Origin of the sequence: Pseudochrobactrum saccharolyticum (assembly GCF_008801715.1) — a bacterium.
GTDB lineage: Bacteria > Pseudomonadota > Alphaproteobacteria > Rhizobiales > Rhizobiaceae > Pseudochrobactrum > Pseudochrobactrum saccharolyticum.
Genome location: NZ_VZPG01000005.1, coordinates 25,086 through 41,817 on the forward strand (window position 1 = coordinate 25,086; position 16,732 = coordinate 41,817).

At 51.5% G+C, this 16,732-nt stretch carries 13 protein-coding genes; 11 read left to right on the forward strand and 2 right to left on the reverse strand.

The genetic code is table 11. The features are described from left to right. Positions 1-549: 549 nt before the first annotated feature. From F7P81_RS14230 to F7P81_RS14265, 8 genes are all read left to right on the forward strand, one after another. Positions 550-2,373, forward strand: coding sequence for a M3 family oligoendopeptidase (locus F7P81_RS14230; protein WP_170265298.1), 1,824 nt, complete (start codon positions 550-552; stop codon positions 2,371-2,373). Between the two features lie 7 nt (positions 2,374-2,380). Beyond that, positions 2,381-3,571 carry an aminodeoxychorismate synthase component I gene (locus F7P81_RS14235; protein ID WP_374828102.1) on the forward strand — a complete coding sequence of 397 codons (1,191 nt, stop codon included), beginning with the start codon at positions 2,381-2,383 and terminating at the stop codon, positions 3,569-3,571. A gap of 3 nt (positions 3,572-3,574) precedes the next feature. Next, positions 3,575-4,216 carry an aminotransferase class IV family protein gene (locus tag F7P81_RS14240; RefSeq protein ID WP_151160047.1) on the forward strand — a complete coding sequence of 214 codons (642 nt, stop codon included), beginning with the start codon at positions 3,575-3,577 and terminating at the stop codon, positions 4,214-4,216. A gap of 212 nt (positions 4,217-4,428) precedes the next feature. Continuing rightward, positions 4,429-4,806 carry an outer membrane lipoprotein Omp10 gene (gene omp10 / locus F7P81_RS14245; protein ID WP_151160048.1) on the forward strand — a complete coding sequence of 126 codons (378 nt, stop codon included), beginning with the start codon at positions 4,429-4,431 and terminating at the stop codon, positions 4,804-4,806. A 248-nt stretch (positions 4,807-5,054) separates the two neighbouring features. Continuing rightward, on the forward strand, positions 5,055-6,818 hold the full coding sequence (locus F7P81_RS14250) for a 5'-nucleotidase C-terminal domain-containing protein (protein WP_151160049.1): 1,764 nt from the start codon (positions 5,055-5,057) through the stop codon (positions 6,816-6,818). Between the two features lie 169 nt (positions 6,819-6,987). After that, positions 6,988-8,034, forward strand: coding sequence for a ferrochelatase (hemH, locus tag F7P81_RS14255; protein ID WP_139316437.1), 1,047 nt, complete (start codon positions 6,988-6,990; stop codon positions 8,032-8,034). A gap of 54 nt (positions 8,035-8,088) precedes the next feature. Then, complete coding sequence (locus F7P81_RS14260) at positions 8,089-9,174, forward strand: SPFH domain-containing protein (protein ID WP_151160050.1); 1,086 nt, start codon at positions 8,089-8,091, stop codon at positions 9,172-9,174. Then, entirely contained in the window at positions 9,171-9,629 is a 459-nt protein-coding gene (locus F7P81_RS14265; RefSeq protein WP_151160051.1) for an NfeD family protein, read from the forward strand. The genes F7P81_RS14260 and F7P81_RS14265 overlap by 4 nt, the downstream gene beginning before the upstream one ends. A 49-nt stretch (positions 9,630-9,678) precedes the next feature. Here the strand turns inward: F7P81_RS14265 and F7P81_RS14270 are convergent, their stop codons facing one another. After that, complete coding sequence (locus tag F7P81_RS14270) at positions 9,679-10,653, reverse strand: KpsF/GutQ family sugar-phosphate isomerase (protein WP_246176138.1); 975 nt, start codon at positions 10,651-10,653, stop codon at positions 9,679-9,681. A 297-nt stretch (positions 10,654-10,950) separates the two neighbouring features. On the opposite strand from F7P81_RS14270, the gene F7P81_RS14275 reads away from it, so the two are divergent. Next, positions 10,951-12,477, forward strand: a complete 1,527-nt coding sequence (locus F7P81_RS14275; RefSeq protein WP_151160052.1) for an outer membrane beta-barrel protein — start codon at positions 10,951-10,953, stop codon at positions 12,475-12,477. Between the two features lie 54 nt (positions 12,478-12,531). Here F7P81_RS14275 and galU read toward each other — a convergent pair whose 3' ends face one another. Next, entirely contained in the window at positions 12,532-13,425 is an 894-nt protein-coding gene (galU, locus tag F7P81_RS14280; RefSeq protein WP_151160053.1) for a UTP--glucose-1-phosphate uridylyltransferase GalU, read from the reverse strand. A 559-nt stretch (positions 13,426-13,984) separates the two neighbouring features. Between galU and F7P81_RS14285 the strand changes: the two genes are divergently transcribed. After that, positions 13,985-15,250: a lytic murein transglycosylase gene (locus F7P81_RS14285; RefSeq protein WP_374828103.1), complete on the forward strand. Its 1,266-nt coding sequence runs from the start codon at positions 13,985-13,987 to the stop codon at positions 15,248-15,250. 107 nt (positions 15,251-15,357) lie between these two features. Further along, the gene (locus F7P81_RS14290) at positions 15,358-16,605 is read left to right on the forward strand and encodes an SGNH/GDSL hydrolase family protein (protein WP_246176139.1); all 1,248 of its coding nucleotides are present in this window, start codon (positions 15,358-15,360) and stop codon (positions 16,603-16,605) included. Positions 16,606-16,732 lie beyond the last annotated feature (127 nt).

Genomic DNA, 16,732 nt, shown 5'->3' on the forward strand with positions numbered 1-16,732 from the left:
ATGAACAGATTTTACAACCTGAGGAAGCATGATTTTATCTATACACGCGCCCAGCGTCACGAACAGCACTCTGTGGCATATATGCACCATCTGATTGAAAATATTTAATTTTCAGGGCAAATAGTGCGATATTTCGCGGTTTTCGGCACCTGAAAAACAAAGAACACCAATCAGAAAATTCATATAATATTTCAGCAGTATAATAGGCCTTAAGCACATAAAATTTACCGGATTTTACTCACATTGTTTCGTCAATGTAACGCAATGTGATGGGATAAAGAGCCTCATTTCGGGAACCAAATCGGTTTTGGCTCTGCTTTTGAGTCGGAAAAACACAAAATTGCACCAGCGCCACCTGATCCGGCATGCTGATTTCACCCTTTTATATCTTAACAGCGCCTGCCTGCACCTGACTTTGATCCCGCAATTTCAATACTGTTGAAACGCATGAAATCTGCGCAGGAACATCCTATATAGACTGCAGCATTAAAAAGAATCGTATGAGGTTGAACCGCAATGAATTTACGCAACCATGCAGAATTTCTCCGTATGCCTGCCGATGCCCCGCAGGCACAGGTTTCCGCAACTTCCGAGCTGAGCAATCTGCCATGCTGGAACCTCACCGATCTTTACCCTGCACCGGACAGTGCGGAACTGACCCGCGACCTGCAGCTTTCAGCAGAGCGATCAATTGCTTTTGAGAATAAATGGAAAGGCAAGCTCGAAGCTGAAGCCTCCAAGCCTCAGGGCGGTAATTTTGCCGATGCGATTAAAGAATTCGAACAACTTCAGGAACTGATGGGACGCATCTATTCCTATGCCGGTCTGCTCTATGCGGATGACACCTCCAGTGCCGCCAATGCCAAACTCTATGGCGATGTGCAGCAGAAACTCACCGATGCAGGCAGCCACCTGATCTTCTTCTCGCTGGAACTCAACCGTATTGATGACGCCCTGCTCGACAAGGCGATCGCTGAGAACCCTGCTATCGGCCATTATAAGCCATGGCTGATCGACTTGCGTAAAGACAAGCCTTACCAGCTGGATGACCAGATTGAGACATTGTTCCATGATATCTCTGTCACCGGTTTTGTTGCGTGGAACCGTCTGTTTGACGAAACCATGAGCGGTTTGCGCTTTACCATCGACGGCGCAGAGCTACCGATTGAACCGGTGCTCACCATGTTGCAGGATGCGGATGGTGCAACCCGTAAAAAAGCCTCAGACGCATTGTCCAAAACCTTTGGTGAAAATCTGCGCCTCTTCACGCTCATCACTAATACATTGGCCAAGGATAAAGAAATCTCCGACCGCTGGCGCGGTTTTGAGGATATTGCCGACAGCCGCCACCTTGCCAACCGCGTGGAACGCGAAGTTGTCGATGCACTGGCCAGCGCCGTAAATGATGCCTATCCGCGTATTTCCCATCGCTATTATGCGCTGAAAGCCAAATGGCTCGGCCTTGAACAACTCGATAACTGGGATCGCAATGCGCCGCTGCCGGAAACCCCGCAGGTGACTATCGGCTGGGATGAAGCAAAAGCAACTGTGCTGGATGCCTATGCAGGCTTCGCACCGGAAATGGCCGATATTGCCCGCGACTTCTTTGACAAGAACTGGATTGATGCCCCGACCCGCGCCGGCAAGGCACCGGGAGCTTTTGCCCACCCGACTGTGCCTTCCGCACATCCTTATGTATTGCTCAACTATCTGGGCAAGCCGCGCGATGTTATGACCCTTGCCCATGAACTCGGCCATGGTGTGCATCAGGTTCTTGCCGCCAAACAGGGTGCGCTGATGGCCTCAACCCCGCTGACACTGGCAGAAACCGCTTCCGTCTTCGGTGAAATGCTGACCTTCCAGTCCCTGCTTGCTAAAGCAAAGGACAAGCGCGAGCGCAAAGCCATGCTTGCACAGAAAACCGAGGATATGATCAATACGGTTGTGCGCCAGATCGCCTTCTACCAGTTTGAACGCAAAGTTCACACCGAGCGCAAAAACGGTGAACTGACAGCCGAACAGATCGGTGAAATCTGGATGGAAGTGCAGCGTTCAAGTTTAGGTCCTGCAATCCGCCTCAATCCGGGTTATGAAAGCTTCTGGACTTATATTCCGCATTTCATTCACTCGCCGTTCTATGTCTATGCCTATGCTTTCGGCGATTGCCTCGTAAATTCGCTCTATGCGGTTTACCAGAACAATCCTGAAGGTTTTCAGGATAAATATTTCGATATGCTGAAGGCTGGCGGTACCCGCCATCATAAAGAACTGCTGGCACCATTCGGTCTGGATGCTTCTGATCCGGCCTTCTGGCAGCAGGGCCTGTCAGTGATTGAAGGCATGATCGACGAACTGGAAGCGATGGAAGACTGATCGCATTATGGTTGAGCGAGTAATGCCTGCATCTTCTGAGCCTTTCATTCTGTTTCGTGACGATGTTGAACAGCAATCCATGCTGTTCAACAGGCCGGAACAGCTGATTATTATTGAACAGGCTTCCGATTTTGAGGCAGGCTTTGCCGCGCTTGAAGCAGCGCATCGTCAGGGCAAATGGCTGGCAGGTTATTTCAGCTATGAGGCGGGTTTTCTGCTGGAGCCGAAGCTTGCTCCCCTGCTGCCGGAGGAACGCCGTGTTCCGCTGATTTGCTTTGGTGTCTTTAGTAAACCTCCGGCGGATATCCCTGCCGGAAACCGGAACAGTGGCACCAATGCGTATCTTTCTGATTTTCATGCCCATTGGTCGGAAACAGACTATCAGCAGCGTTTCGAACGCCTGCATCGTCATTTGCGTGAAGGTGATTGCTATCAGGGCAATCTGACATTTCCGATTTCAGCACGCTATCACGGTGAGCCTGAGGCGCTGTTTGCCGATCTCAGCAACCGCCAACCTGTGCGTTACAGCGCATATGTCAATCTGACTACGCAAGACAAGGCACCGCTTATTCTGTCGCGCTCACCGGAGCTGTTTTTTCAAATCGATAAAGACGGCTGGATAGAAACCCATCCGATGAAGGGCACCACACCGCGCGGGGCAACACCACAAGAAGATGATGCCTTGCGTGATTTTCTGATCCATGACGAAAAAAGTCAGGCCGAAAACCGCATGATCGTGGATTTGCTGCGTAACGACATTTCGCTGATCAGCGAAGTCGGCAGCCTTTCTGTGCCGAAACTCTTCCATGTCGAGCGCTATCCGACGGTGCACCAGATGGTCAGCCATGTGCGGGCGAAGCTGTTGCCCGATCTCACTTTGCGGCAGATTTTTGCAGCTTTGTTTCCGTGCGGCTCGGTGACCGGCGCACCGAAAATCAGCGCCATGACGATTTTGCACAAGCTTGAACAACAGGCGCGCAATATTTATTGCGGCTCCATCGGCTGGATCGCACCATCCGGTGAAATGCGTTTCAACGTCGCCATTCGCACCCTGTCACTCTATCCTGACGGAGAAGCAGTCCTCAATGTCGGCGGCGGTGTGGTCTATGATTCAACGGCAGAAGCGGAATATGCCGAATGTTTGCTGAAAGCCCGTTATGCGACCGGTGAAAACACAGTCTCCGGCACCCGAGAGTGAAACATGCAAGACCTGAATTTTGGCCTGATCGAAACATTACGCTTTGAGCCTGCCAATGGTTTTCTGCGTCTTGAACAGCATTTACAGCGTCTGCAACAATCCGCAACGCAACTCGGCTTCACTTTCGATGAAGCTGTCATTCGGGCACAATTACAGGCACACGCAAACAGTACCCATGCCTTACGTGTTCGACTTTGCCTTACGGCAGACGGCACAGCAGATATCATCAGCGCAGTCTTTCAGCCTTTGCCGCCGCAAATGATCTGGACATTGGCAATTGCGGAAGCCCGTCTGAATAGCACCGACACGCTTCTGCGCCACAAAACAACACGCCGAACAACCTATGAAGCCGCACGGACGGAATTTACACCTGCACAGGCCGATGAAGTTCTGCTGCTCAATGAAAAAGGCGAGCTATGCGAAGGTACAATCACTTCGCTCTTTGCGGATATGGGGGATGGTATATTGCTGACCCCGCCGCTGGAATGCGGGTTGCTGAATGGCGTCTTGCGGCAGGAACTGCTGCAACAAGGCAAAGCCAGAGCCGCCGTTCTCACGCTTCAGCACTTGCAAAAAGCGCACCGGATTTTTGTCGGCAATTCTCTGCGCGGCATGATAAGAGCGCAATTAGCCGATGCATTCTGATATCAGCCGCCCTTTAAATTACGCCATTATAAAATATAATGTTTTTGCTGTCTGAGACCAACAAAACCGCTTCACACACAAAGATGTGAGGTAAAAAAGCAACAGATACAAGGCTCTTCATGGTTAAGGAACCTATAAAGCTCTTGTATTTGCCTGCATTTACATACATCAAATTATTATAAAATTTTGCAGAATCCCGGGAGAGCTCGCTTATGAAAACATTCCGCACGGCCGCATCCCTTTGTCTGGCTGCCACACTCGCTGCCTGTACCACATACGGACCAGTCAATGGCGGCGGCAACACCATGCCGACCCGTCCGGCTAATGCCGGTATTGATGGTGGCTGGGTTGATGCCAATGGCATTACATCGAATTTCAACGGCGGCGTTTTTGAAACCCGCACAACTGACACCAATGAAAAGCTGGCAGAAGGTAATTACCGTTACCTGTCACCGCGTTTGGTGGAAATTGATATGCGTTCGATCGTACGCGGCACCACATCCAAAGTGAATTGTGCACAGGTTACTCCATCACAGCTCAATTGCACCACATCAACCGGTTCGCAATTCTCGCTGACACGTAAAGCCTGAAATTAGACAAGAAAATATACAAACGCCCGCGGCTCTGCTGCGGGCGTTTTGCTATTCCTAGAGTATGTCGCAGCTAAATGGTCTCATTTAGCGTCCGCGAACATACGACAATTAAGTGAATCTAGAGCGAACGCTATGAATTCAATTAAACGCGACACGCTCTAGCTCTCTCCGAACTTGGGAGATGCAAACAGCATTCGTCATATTACTATGCTATTCTGCCCCGACAAATGTCTACGGAGAGAGCTATGTCCGGACTGTTCAAGATTCTGTTTTGCAGCGCCAGCCTCGTGAGCCTGTCACTGCCTGCCTATGCCGATTACACGCTGACCATTCTGCACACAAATGACACGCATTCCCGCATTGAAGAGGTCAATAAATATGACGCGACCTGCTCGGCTAAAGAAAGCGCAGAGCAGCAATGTTTCGGCGGCATGGCGCGGCTGAAAGCGGCTATAGATGCAGAGCGCGCCAAGGGCGGCAATATGCTGGTGCTGGATGCCGGAGATCAGTTTCAGGGCTCTTTATTTTTCACCACCTATAAAGGCACGGACAATGCCGAATTCATGAATGCCATCGGCTATGATGCGATGGCACTCGGCAATCATGAATTTGATCTTGGGCAGGAAGGGCTGGCACCCTTTTTGGAAAAAATCAAACTGCCGGTTCTGTCTGCCAATATTGAAACCGCTGCCGGTTCACCGATCCACGGCAAATTCGCGCGCTATCTTGTCAAAACAATTGGCAATGAAAAGATCGGCATTGTCGGCCTGACCACACCGGACACAGTGGAAATTGCACGTCCGGGCAAGGACATCCGTTTTCTTGATGCCAAGGAAACATTGCAGCGCATGATCACAGACCTGAAGGCAGAAGGCGTGAACAAGATCATTGCCCTTACCCATCTGGGTTATGATGCGGATCAGCAATTGGCAGCAGAACTGGATAATGTGGATGCAATTGTCGGCGGGCACAGCCATACATTACTTGGCGATAATGCCTTACGCGCTTCCGGCCCCTATCCTACTCTCGTCAAAAATCCGTCCGGCAAGATGGTGCCGGTCGTCACGGCCTATGCCTATACGCAATATCTGGGCAGGCTGGTGTTGAATTTTGACGATGCGGGCAATCTCACATCAGCCTCCGGTGCACCGCTCCGGCTGGATGCCTCCATCAAGCCGGACGCAGAACTGGCCAGCCGCATTGCGGAAATGGCCAAGCCGATTGAAGAGCTGAAAAACCGCCGTGTCGCCGAGACAACCAAGCTGATTGATGGTTCTGCTGTCAGTTGCCGCACGCAGCAATGTCCTATGGGCGATCTGGTTACCACTGCCATGCTCGATCGTGTCCGCGATCAGGGTATCACTGCCGCGCTGATAAATGGCGGTGCATTGCGCGCTTCAATCAAGGCCGGTGACATCACTATGGGCGATGTACTGGTGGTGCTGCCGTTTCAGAATACGGTTGCAACATTTCAGATGAAAGGCAGCGATCTGCGATCAGCATTGGAGAATGGCGTCAGCCAGATTGAAAAAGGCAGCGGCCGCTATCCGCAGGTTGCAGGCATAAAATTCACACTGGATATGGCTAAACCTGCCGGACAGCGCATTACCGCTGTCGAAATGCAGGATGCGGAAAGCAACTGGCAGCCGCTTGATGATAATAAGCTTTATGGCATTGCCGCAACCGATTATCTGCGCACAGGCGGTGACGGCTATGACATGATCGCCCAAAAAGCTGAAAAAGCCTATGATTACGGTCCTTCACTCGATCAGGTTGTTGCTGAATATTTGCAGGAACATTCGCCCTATTCAGATGCTGCACAGCCCGCAGCAAAAATGCCGGTCTCTGAGGCTTATGAAATCAAACAAGGCGACAGTTACTGGTCGATTGCAGAGAAGCTCTATGGCAATGGCACAGAATGGAAACGCCTGTTCCGTCAGAACCCGACTTACAAGCCACGGAAACTGCCGGTTGGCGCTGTTTTGAAAACCGGAGCACCTTCCCAATAAAAAACCACTTTAAATTTGAGTTTTCTCATCATGTTATGGTTATGTTCTGGTCATGCCGGACATAATACTGTTATGATAGGCAAATTTTGTTCGGCAGCTTCCGCGCACGCAGATACAGATTGTATTTGTTCGAGTGAAAGCACCGCCCCCTCAGGATAGAGACACAGACATGCATGATAATGTGATGAGCCAATCCGCGACTTCCCAGCCGGTTTCAGCAAAACCTGTTCTTGAAAAAACAGGCGTAATGCTGATCAATCTGGGAACACCTGATGGTACTGATTACACATCCATGCGCCGCTATCTGCGCGAGTTTTTAATGGATTCGCGTGTTATCGAATGGCCGAAGGCGATCTGGTATCCGATCCTGTTCGGTATTGTGCTCAATACACGCCCGAAAAAGTCCGGTGCCGCCTATGACCGCATCTGGAACCGCGAGCGCAATGAATCACCTTTGCGTACCTTCACACGTTCCCAGAGCGATCAGCTCAGCGCCCGCCTCTCCGATCTCGGCAATGTGGTTGTGGACTGGGCAATGCGTTATGGCCAGCCCTCGATTGAAGATGTGCTGACACGCCTGCGCGAACAGGGTTGCACCCGTATTGTCGCCTTCCCGCTCTACCCGCAATATTCTTCTTCCACCACCGGCAGTGTGATTGAAAAACTCAATGACGCACTGAACAAGCTGCGTTTCATGCCTGCCGTGCGTACAGTGCCGTCCTACCAGCATGAGCCGGTCTATATTGATGCGCTGGCACGCTCGATTGAAGACCATATTGCCAAGCTTGATTTTGATCCGCAGGTCGTGGTTGCCTCCTATCATGGCATTCCGCAGAGCTATGCACGCCGCGGCGATCCTTATCCGCAACAGTGCCTTGAGACTACACGCCTGCTGCGCGAGCGCCTTGGCTGGGATGAAACCAAGCTGATCAGCACGTTCCAGTCGCGCTTTGGCCCTGAGGAATGGCTCCAGCCTTATACAGATAAAACCATCGAGGAAATGCCAAAACAAGGCATCAAATCCGTTGCCGTATTCAATCCGGGTTTCGTGGCTGACTGCCTTGAAACTGTTGATGAAATCGGCAATGAAGCGGCAGAATCCTTCCATGAGAATGGCGGCGAAAATTTCAGCCATATTCCGTGCCTCAATGACACGGAACTCGGTATGCGCGTGATTGAAGACCTCGTACGCCGTGAATTGCAGGGCTGGGTCTGAGACTTTTATAAAACAAGACCATCATCATTTCCGGCATTTTAAAAAGGAAACAGAATGGAATTCGGTGCCAATATCGCCCTGCTGATTTTAGCTGCAGTGGTTATTTTCACGCTTTATGCCGGTATTAAAATTGTGCCTCAGGGTTCCAATTTTACTGTCGAGCGTTTCGGCCGTTACACCCGCACTTTGTCGCCGGGGCTGAATATGATCGTCCCGTTTTTTGATCGTATCGGCGCGCGCCTCAATATGATGGAGCAGGTACTGGACGTACCGACACAGGAAGTCATTACCCGTGATAATGCCACCACATCCGTGGATGCTGTGGCTTTCTTTCAAGTGCTGAATGCGGCGCAGGCTGCCTATCAGGTTTCCGATCTGCAATATGCAATCCTCAACCTGACCATGACAAATATCCGTACCGTCATGGGCTCGATGGATCTGGACGAATTGCTCTCCAACCGCGACACCATCAATGATCGTCTGCTGCGCGTACTGGATCAGGCGGCGCATCCATGGGGCATCAAGATCACCCGTGTTGAGATCAAAGATATCAATCCGCCGAAAGATCTGATTGATTCCATGGCGCGGCAGATGAAAGCCGAGCGTGACAAGCGTGCACAGGTTCTGGAAGCAGAAGGTGACCGCAATGCGCAGATTCTGCGCGCTGAAGGTTTGAAACAGTCGCAAATTCTTGAAGCGGAAGGTAAGCGCGAGGCTGCCTATCGTGAAGCGGAAGCCCGTGAGCGTCTGGCAGAAGCGGAAGCCAAAGCGACAACCATGGTGTCCGAAGCGATTGCGCAGGGTGATGTGCAGGCGCTGAATTACTTCGTTGCACAGAAATATACCGATGCGCTTTCCGAAATGGCCTCTGCCAAAAATCACAAGGTCATTATGATGCCGCTGGAAGCCTCGTCGCTGATCGGCACATTGGGCGGTATTGGTGCGATTGCCAAAGAAGTCTTCGGCAATAATTCGGATTCCGGTGCGAATACCACCACCCAAGGCGCACAGGCCGCTCGTAAAGCACCTGCCAAACCGGCTGCCCGTAGCGAAGGTACAAGCCGCAGCGGCTCTGCTGATTATGTCTCGGTTCCGAACCACATTATCGGCAATCGTGTACCGCCGACAGGATCACGCTGATGCCGGATATGCTCGCAGCATTAGGGATATGGAACTGGGTCGTCCTTGGCCTTGTTCTGCTGTTTCTGGAACTGGTGACACCGGGTGTCTTCCTGATCTGGATCGGTTTTGCTGCTCTGGTTACCAGCCTGATTGCGTTTACCGGCCTCGGCTTCATCGACAGCTGGCAAGCGCAACTGCTGCTCTTCATGGTTCTGTCCGTGATCTTTGTGCTGATCGGGCGCAAATATTTTAATCCGCGGGTGCAGAACAGCGATGAACCGCTGCTCAACCGCAGAGCCGATCAGCTGATTGGCATGCGCACCACACTGGAAGAGCCGATTATCAACGGCCATGGCCGTGCACGTTTTGATGATACACTCTGGCGTGTGACCGGCCCTGATCTCCCAGCCGGTACAACAATCATCGTGCGGGAATATCACGACGGATTATTGCAAGTTGAAGAAGTGAAATAACAAAAAAGGCGGCTAATAGGCCGCCTTTTTATTATCCTGCAGAGAGCGTTTAAGCCACACCGGCACGCAGCAGATCGTGGAAATGCACCAGCCCGACAGGACGGTTATTCTCAGCCACAATCACCGCGCCGATACGCGCTTCATTCAAAAGTGCCAGTGTTGAACCGAGCAGCTGGTCAGGGCTGACAGTCTTCGGCGTGCGGGTCATAATATCATCGACTTTCAGCGTCGCCATCGGCCGGTCGACATTGCGTGTCAGGTCGCCATCCGTGATGATACCGGCCAGTGTGCCGTCTTCATTCTCAACAATCACACAGCCGAAATGCTTATGCGAGTGAATGCGCATCGCTTCCGGCATTGGTGTGCCGATTTTGACCAACGGCAATTCCTCACCGCGATGCATAATATCTTTCACATGAGAAAGGCTGGCACCCAGTGAGCCACCCGGATGGAATACGCGGAAATCGCTGGCGGTAAAGCCGCGTCTTTCCAGCAGAGCAAGTGCCAGTGCATCACCCACTGCCAGCTGCATCAGAGTTGATGTGGTCGGTGCAACACCATGCGGGCAGGCTTCAACTACTTTCGGCAATAACAACAGCACATCAGATTCACGGCCGAGCGTGGAATGTTCACCGGAGGTCAGCGCGATCAGCGGCACTTTAAAACGGCGGGAATAGCTGACAATACCTTTCAGCTCCGCAGTCTCACCCGACCAGGACAGGGCAAGAATAACGTCATTGCTGTTAATCATGCCGAGATCGCCATGATTGGCTTCCGCCGCATGAACAAAAAACGCAGGCGTTCCGGTGGACGCAAAAGTTGCCGCCAGCTTGGAGCCGATATGGCCGCTTTTGCCGATACCGGTCACAACAACCCGTCCCTTCATAGCGGAGATAGCCTGAACTGCCTGTTCAAACGGCTCTGCAAGCCCGTTTTGCAGCGCATCTTCAAGAGCGCTCATACCGGCTTTTTCAACTGCGATTGTATTCAGGGCGGAGCGGATAGCTGGGCTGTGGCTGCTCAATGGACTTCTCTCACTTCATTCATCCGGTCAATAGTGCTTCTTCTATATAGAAACCGGAGCTGCATTCTGCAAAACGAATTATGAGGTAAAACTTTACATATTCCCTGTCCAGCCTCCCTGCTTGCAGAAATACAGCACATATTTCCCTGTAATTAATAAAGCACAAGCTGAAAAGCTGAATAAAGCCAGCCCATTACAGCAAAAGAAACTTTGTATTAACCATGATCCTTTACCGTCCTGTAACAAGCCTGCTCCGTGCAGGCATTCTCAGTTGCGTGCACAACTCTTGGCAGGACAATGGAAAAAACAGCCAAACCGGCTCATTACGCCCCGCTTTCCCTGTACGGGCTGCGTCAGGCAGCTCTGCTGACGGGCGTTGTGCTGTTTTCATCCGTGACCATATCCCAGGCACAAACCGTGCCCTCCGGTGCTCAAAATGACGCAATTGCCGATGTTATTGCGCAGAGCGAAGGCACTGAAAATATAACTTATGATGCCAATGGCCGTATCGTTGCACAGCCTGTAATCAATCCTGCAGTTCCGGCTGCACGCCCTGTTGCCGACAGCGCTGTTCCGTTGAGCGAAGATATCAGCGGTTTACGCACCGGCCCCGCAGATGCAGGCAGAGCCGTTCGCGAAGGACGGGAAAATATGCCGGAAGGCGCCCTTGAAGGCCGCCCGCGTGCGCCTTTTGAAGCGGATCCGTTTGAACCGCAGGGCATTCGCGCCGGAAGTTTCATCTTACGTCCGTCGCTGGATCAGGGTATCCGCGCCACTAACAATGCCGATAACAGCGCAACCGGAACCAGCGGTGTCTTGTCCGAAACCGCATTGCGGCTGAATGCCCGTTCAGACTGGGCAAGCCATCTGGCCACACTGGATGCATCCGGTATCTTCGAGAGAAATCTCTCCGGCCAGTATGTTTCCAATCCGCGCGGGCAGATTGATGCTGCATTACGACTGGATATGAGTGATGAAACCCGTCTGAATTTCGGGCTTGGTTATTCTGTCAATCGTGAAGATTCATCTGATCCGAATGGTATCAGCGCCGCACGCACCCGCCCTCTGGTACAGAGCCTGAATGCGCAGGCCGGTATTGAGCGCGATATCGGCAAGATTTTTGCCAGTGCGATAGCACGGGTGAACAATACCCGTTACGGCAAAGCCAAATTATATAATGGCGACCAGCTGGATCAGAGCGACCGCAACAATACCTATGTCAGCATGACATTGCGCGGCGGTTTTGAGCTGAGCGCCGCCATCCGCCCGTTTGCGGAAGTTGAAGTGGGTCGCCGGCTTTACCAGAACGATAATGGTCTGGATCGCAATGCAACCCAGCTCGGGCTTCGTACCGGTTTGCAGATCAATACCGGTGAAAAACTGAACGGTGAGTTTTCTGTCGGTTATATAGGCGCACGCAGTGCAGATGACCGTCTGCAAGATACCGGCGGCCTGTCGGTGGATGCAGCGATGAACTGGTCACCGCAGCGCGGCACCGATGTCCGCTTTGGTCTGCGCACTTATCTCGACAGCAGCCCGGATATTGGCGGCAATTCATCCATTTTGTATCTCGCCAATATTGATGTCACCCGCATGATCCGCGCCGATCTCAGCGTGAATGCCCGCTTTGATGCTTCTATCCGTGATAATCGTGACGGCAGTGGTACCGATTATGGTATGGGCGCGGAAATCGGGGCGACTTATTGGTTCAACCGCTTCTTCGGTGTGGATGGCAAATTGCGCCATGAATTCATCAACAGCGATGTGGCCAGCCGTAAATATAGCAGCAACAGCGTCTATCTCGGCGTAAAACTGCGCCGCTGACATAATTACAGTCGTAATAAAAAAGCCGGTCACTGACCGGCTTTTTTATTTAGCTCAAGACAACTTAATCGTCTTTAGCAATTCATCAATACTGACTTCGACCAGCGGGCGGATATCATGGCGCCACAGGGCAAAGGCCACATTGGCCTGAATGAAGCCCTCTTTGGAGCCGCAGTCAAAGGTACGGCCCTGATAATTAAAGCCGTAGAAATCCTGCTCTTTCGCCAGTTTCAGCATCGCATCAGTCAGCTGAATTTCGTTACCGGCACCCTTTTCCTGCTTGCTCAGCAGGTCGAAGATTTCCGGCTGCAAAATATAACGGCCGTTAATATAGAGATTTGACGGCGCGGTACCTTTGGCTGGCTTTTCAACCATCTGGTTGATTTCAAAACCATTGCCGATTGCATTGCCTTTGCCGACAATACCATATTTGTGCGCTTCTTCCGGATCGCATTCCTGCACAGCAATCACATTGCCGCCGGTCTGTTCGTAAAGCTCAACCATTTCCTTGAGGCAGCCTTTTTTCGACTGCATCACCATATCCGGCAGCAACAGTGCAAAAGGCTCGTCACCAACGATTTCGCGGGCACACCATACTGCATGGCCAAGGCCAAGCGGCACCTGCTGACGCGTGAAACTGGTCGTACCAGGCTGCGGCTGCAGGCTCTGCATATGGTTCAGCTCATTGAGCTTACCGCGTTCCTGCAGCGTTGTGTAAAGTTCAACCTGAGCATCAAAATAATCTTCGATCACCGCTTTATTACGGCCGGTCACAAAAATCAGATGTTCGATACCCGCTTCGCGCGCTTCATCAACCACATATTGAATGACCGGCTTATCAACAACGGTCAGCATTTCTTTCGGGATTGACTTTGTGGCTGGTAAGAAACGTGTCCCCAGTCCGGCGACAGGGAAAACTGCTTTGCGGATTTTTTTAACTGAACTCATGTCACTTCCCGTTTTATCCGGTTTCAACCTACATCAAACAAACCTAAGCCACCGGTTATAATTTTTCTATTATCAACCTGTACTCTAGTCTCTTGCTAAACTTGATCTATAAAAGCCATTACAGCTAAACTATGAAAAAAGCCTGTACTTTCTAAAAGTTACGGTCACATTTCATGTGCGATTATTAACGCAGTTGAGCGTCTCTCATGCCCGAACAGAAGTTTCTTCACGTCCGGTTCATCAATGATGCAGTAATTCAGACAAGCCGAAATTACGCATATGCAGATCATTCATTGTCTGATTATTATCTGCACTGTCTTAACAGTTTTTTGCCGGTTCTTAATTCCGGCACTGCATGGTAAACTAAATGCTAACTTCCGTGTGGCATAAACAATGAACCTAGACCATTTCCCGCAAAATTGTGAAGTGATTTTGCATCCGGATAATGCGGCTAAAACCATTACCCGAGCGTAGTGAGCACCGGCAAACTGAACGACGCTCTTAATTGATTGCATTTTCGTACCCGCAACAATGCCTGTGTGCATTGTTATAATGCGAAATGCTAAAGTTTATATTCAGGGAGAAAAGCATGCTTCGAACCCATATTTTCAAAAGCCGCTTCTGGAAGACCGCAGCAACAACAGCCTCTGCGGCTGCCTTGTCGCTTATTCTGACAACCGGCTATGCATCTGCCGATGCTCAATTTCGCAAATGGGTTTCCAGTTTTCGCCCTGTAGCCCTTCAGAACGGGATTGCTCCGGCCACTTTTGACCGTGCTTTTGCCGGTGTGAATGCGATTGATCCTGAAGTGCTGCAAAAAGCGCGTTATCAGCCTGAATTTACCTCCCCTGTCTGGGAATATATCGACAACCGTGTCAACGAGCATTCTATCGGCACCGGTCAGGCCATGGCGCGCAAATGGGGCAAAGCCCTCAATGCGATTGAAAAGCAATATGGCGTAGACAAAAATGTGCTTCTGGCTATCTGGTCAATGGAAACCGGCTATGGCGAGATGATGCAGCGCCCCGATGTGATGCGCGATGCGATCCGCTCGCTGGCCACACTGGCCTATGCCGACCAGCGCCGCGCCAAATATGCCCGCACGCAGCTGATTTCAGCGATGAAGATTCTCCAGACCGGTGATATTGACCGCGGACATCTGAGCGGTTCATGGGCCGGTGCAATGGGGCATACCCAGTTTATCCCGACCAGCTATCAGGCCTATGCGGTTGATTTTGATGGTAACGGCAAACGCGATATCTGGAATTCCGTGCCGGATGCGCTGGCAACCGCTGCCAATCTTCTGCGTAAAAATGGCTGGGAGCCTGGCCGCACATGGGGTTACGAAGTGGTTCTGCCTGCTTCGGGTAAGTTCCCGTCCGGCAGCCTGAGCATTGCTGAATGGCGCCGTCTGGGACTGGTCCGCGCCAATGGCCGTCCGTTCCCGAGTGATGCTGAAAAAGCCACGCTGAAAGTCATGGATGGCCGCAGCGGCCCTGCCTTCCTGATGACCAAGAACTTCTTCGTTATCAAGCGCTATAATAATGCGGATAAATACGCTCTCGGCGTGGGTCTTCTGGCTGACCGCGTTGCCGGTTATCAGGGTTTGGTACAGGACTGGAACCGTCCTTTCACACCAATCTCCATGAAAGAACGTGAAGAACTGCAAACGCATCTGCGTGCACTCGGCTATTATGACGGCAATATTGACGGCAAAATCGGCTCAAGTTCACGTAAGGCGATTGAGGCCTTCCAGCAGCGCAACGGGCTGTCACCTGACGGCCATCCGAGCAAAGAAGTGCTCAGCGTTCTGCGCCGCCGCTAAATACGACTTATTGTCAGGCCGGTTAATCCGGCCTGATCCTTTATACTGCCGCATATATGCGTTCTAAACGGCAAATGCAGCAGAAGGCTTAAGGGTTGAAACCCGTTATGACAGATCAAACAGTCACACAGAACAAGATCAGAGCGGGCTTGCTCAGCCTGCAATCCTTAACTGTGGCTTTCGGCCTGACCGTATTGCTGGCAACTCCCGCCACTGCACAGACACAAATGGCAGAGCCGGACAGTGCCCCCACTCTCATTGCCCAGCAATATCCGCAGCAACAAAAACGCCGTACATTGCTGGATATATTATTCGGAAATCCCGCACAGCCCAGACAGCAGGAAGTCACCCGCCCTCCGGTTCAGCAGCCGCAGCGGCGCTCGGCACCGGTGAAGAAAAAGCCCGTTGTTACCAAGCCTAAACCAGCCATTATTACACCGCCGCAACCGGAAGCCGTCGCAAAGAATCCCGATGCGCGGAAGATTATGGTTATTGGTGATTTTATCGCCGGTGGTCTTGCAGAAGGGCTGACAGAGACATTTTCCCAAACTGCGGATTTGCAGGTTATCAACCGGACCAATGGCTCATCAGGCTTTGTTCGTCAGGATTATTATAACTGGAGCAAAGAACTTCCGGCCATTTTGACTGAGCAGAAACCTGCCGTCGTCGTTATGATGATCGGGGCGAATGACCGCCAGCCGCTCACACAGAAAAGCGTCAGTGTTGCCGCCGATACGGATGAGTGGAAGAAACTGTATCAGTCGCGGGTTGATGAATTTCTGCAAGTCACAGCGAAATCCGGCGTGCCTGTTGTCTGGATCGGCCAGCCGCCCTATCAATCTTCTTCACTGTCTCAGACCATGTTGTCGCTGAACAAGATTTATAAGACTGCGGCAGAACAAGCCGTTACAACGGAAGATACAACACCTCAGGTTGTTTTCGCCGATGTATGGGACGGTTTTGTCGATGATAAAGGCAGCTTTACTCAGACCGGTGTTGATGTGAACGGTCAGACGGTACGCCTGCGCGGCAATGACGGAATTAATATGACCGCAGCCGGCAAGCGAAAACTGGCTTTCTATGCGGAAAAACCATTGCGTCAATTGCTGAAACTCTCATCACCGGATGCTCCTGTTTCACCTGACAGTAAAAGCAATGAACCTATGGCTTTGCCGGTGCAGAAAGAAATCACCCGTATCGGGCCAATGAAACTCAATGATCTGGATCAGTCCGGTGATGATACACTGCTGGGTGATACAACAGTGATCAGCAAAACCGCTGCTGCAGCGAACAAGCCTGCTATGAAAGCAGCTCCGCATGGCCGTGCGGATGATTTCAGCTGGCCACGCCCTTAAAAAAAGCCTCAAGAGCGGCTCCGGTTAAGATTAAATAGCTGGAGCCGCTCTATCTTTTAGTTTACGCATTATCCTACGCAAAACCGCTTCACACTTTTGCTGGAAATGCTTTAGCGAGGCCTTTCTT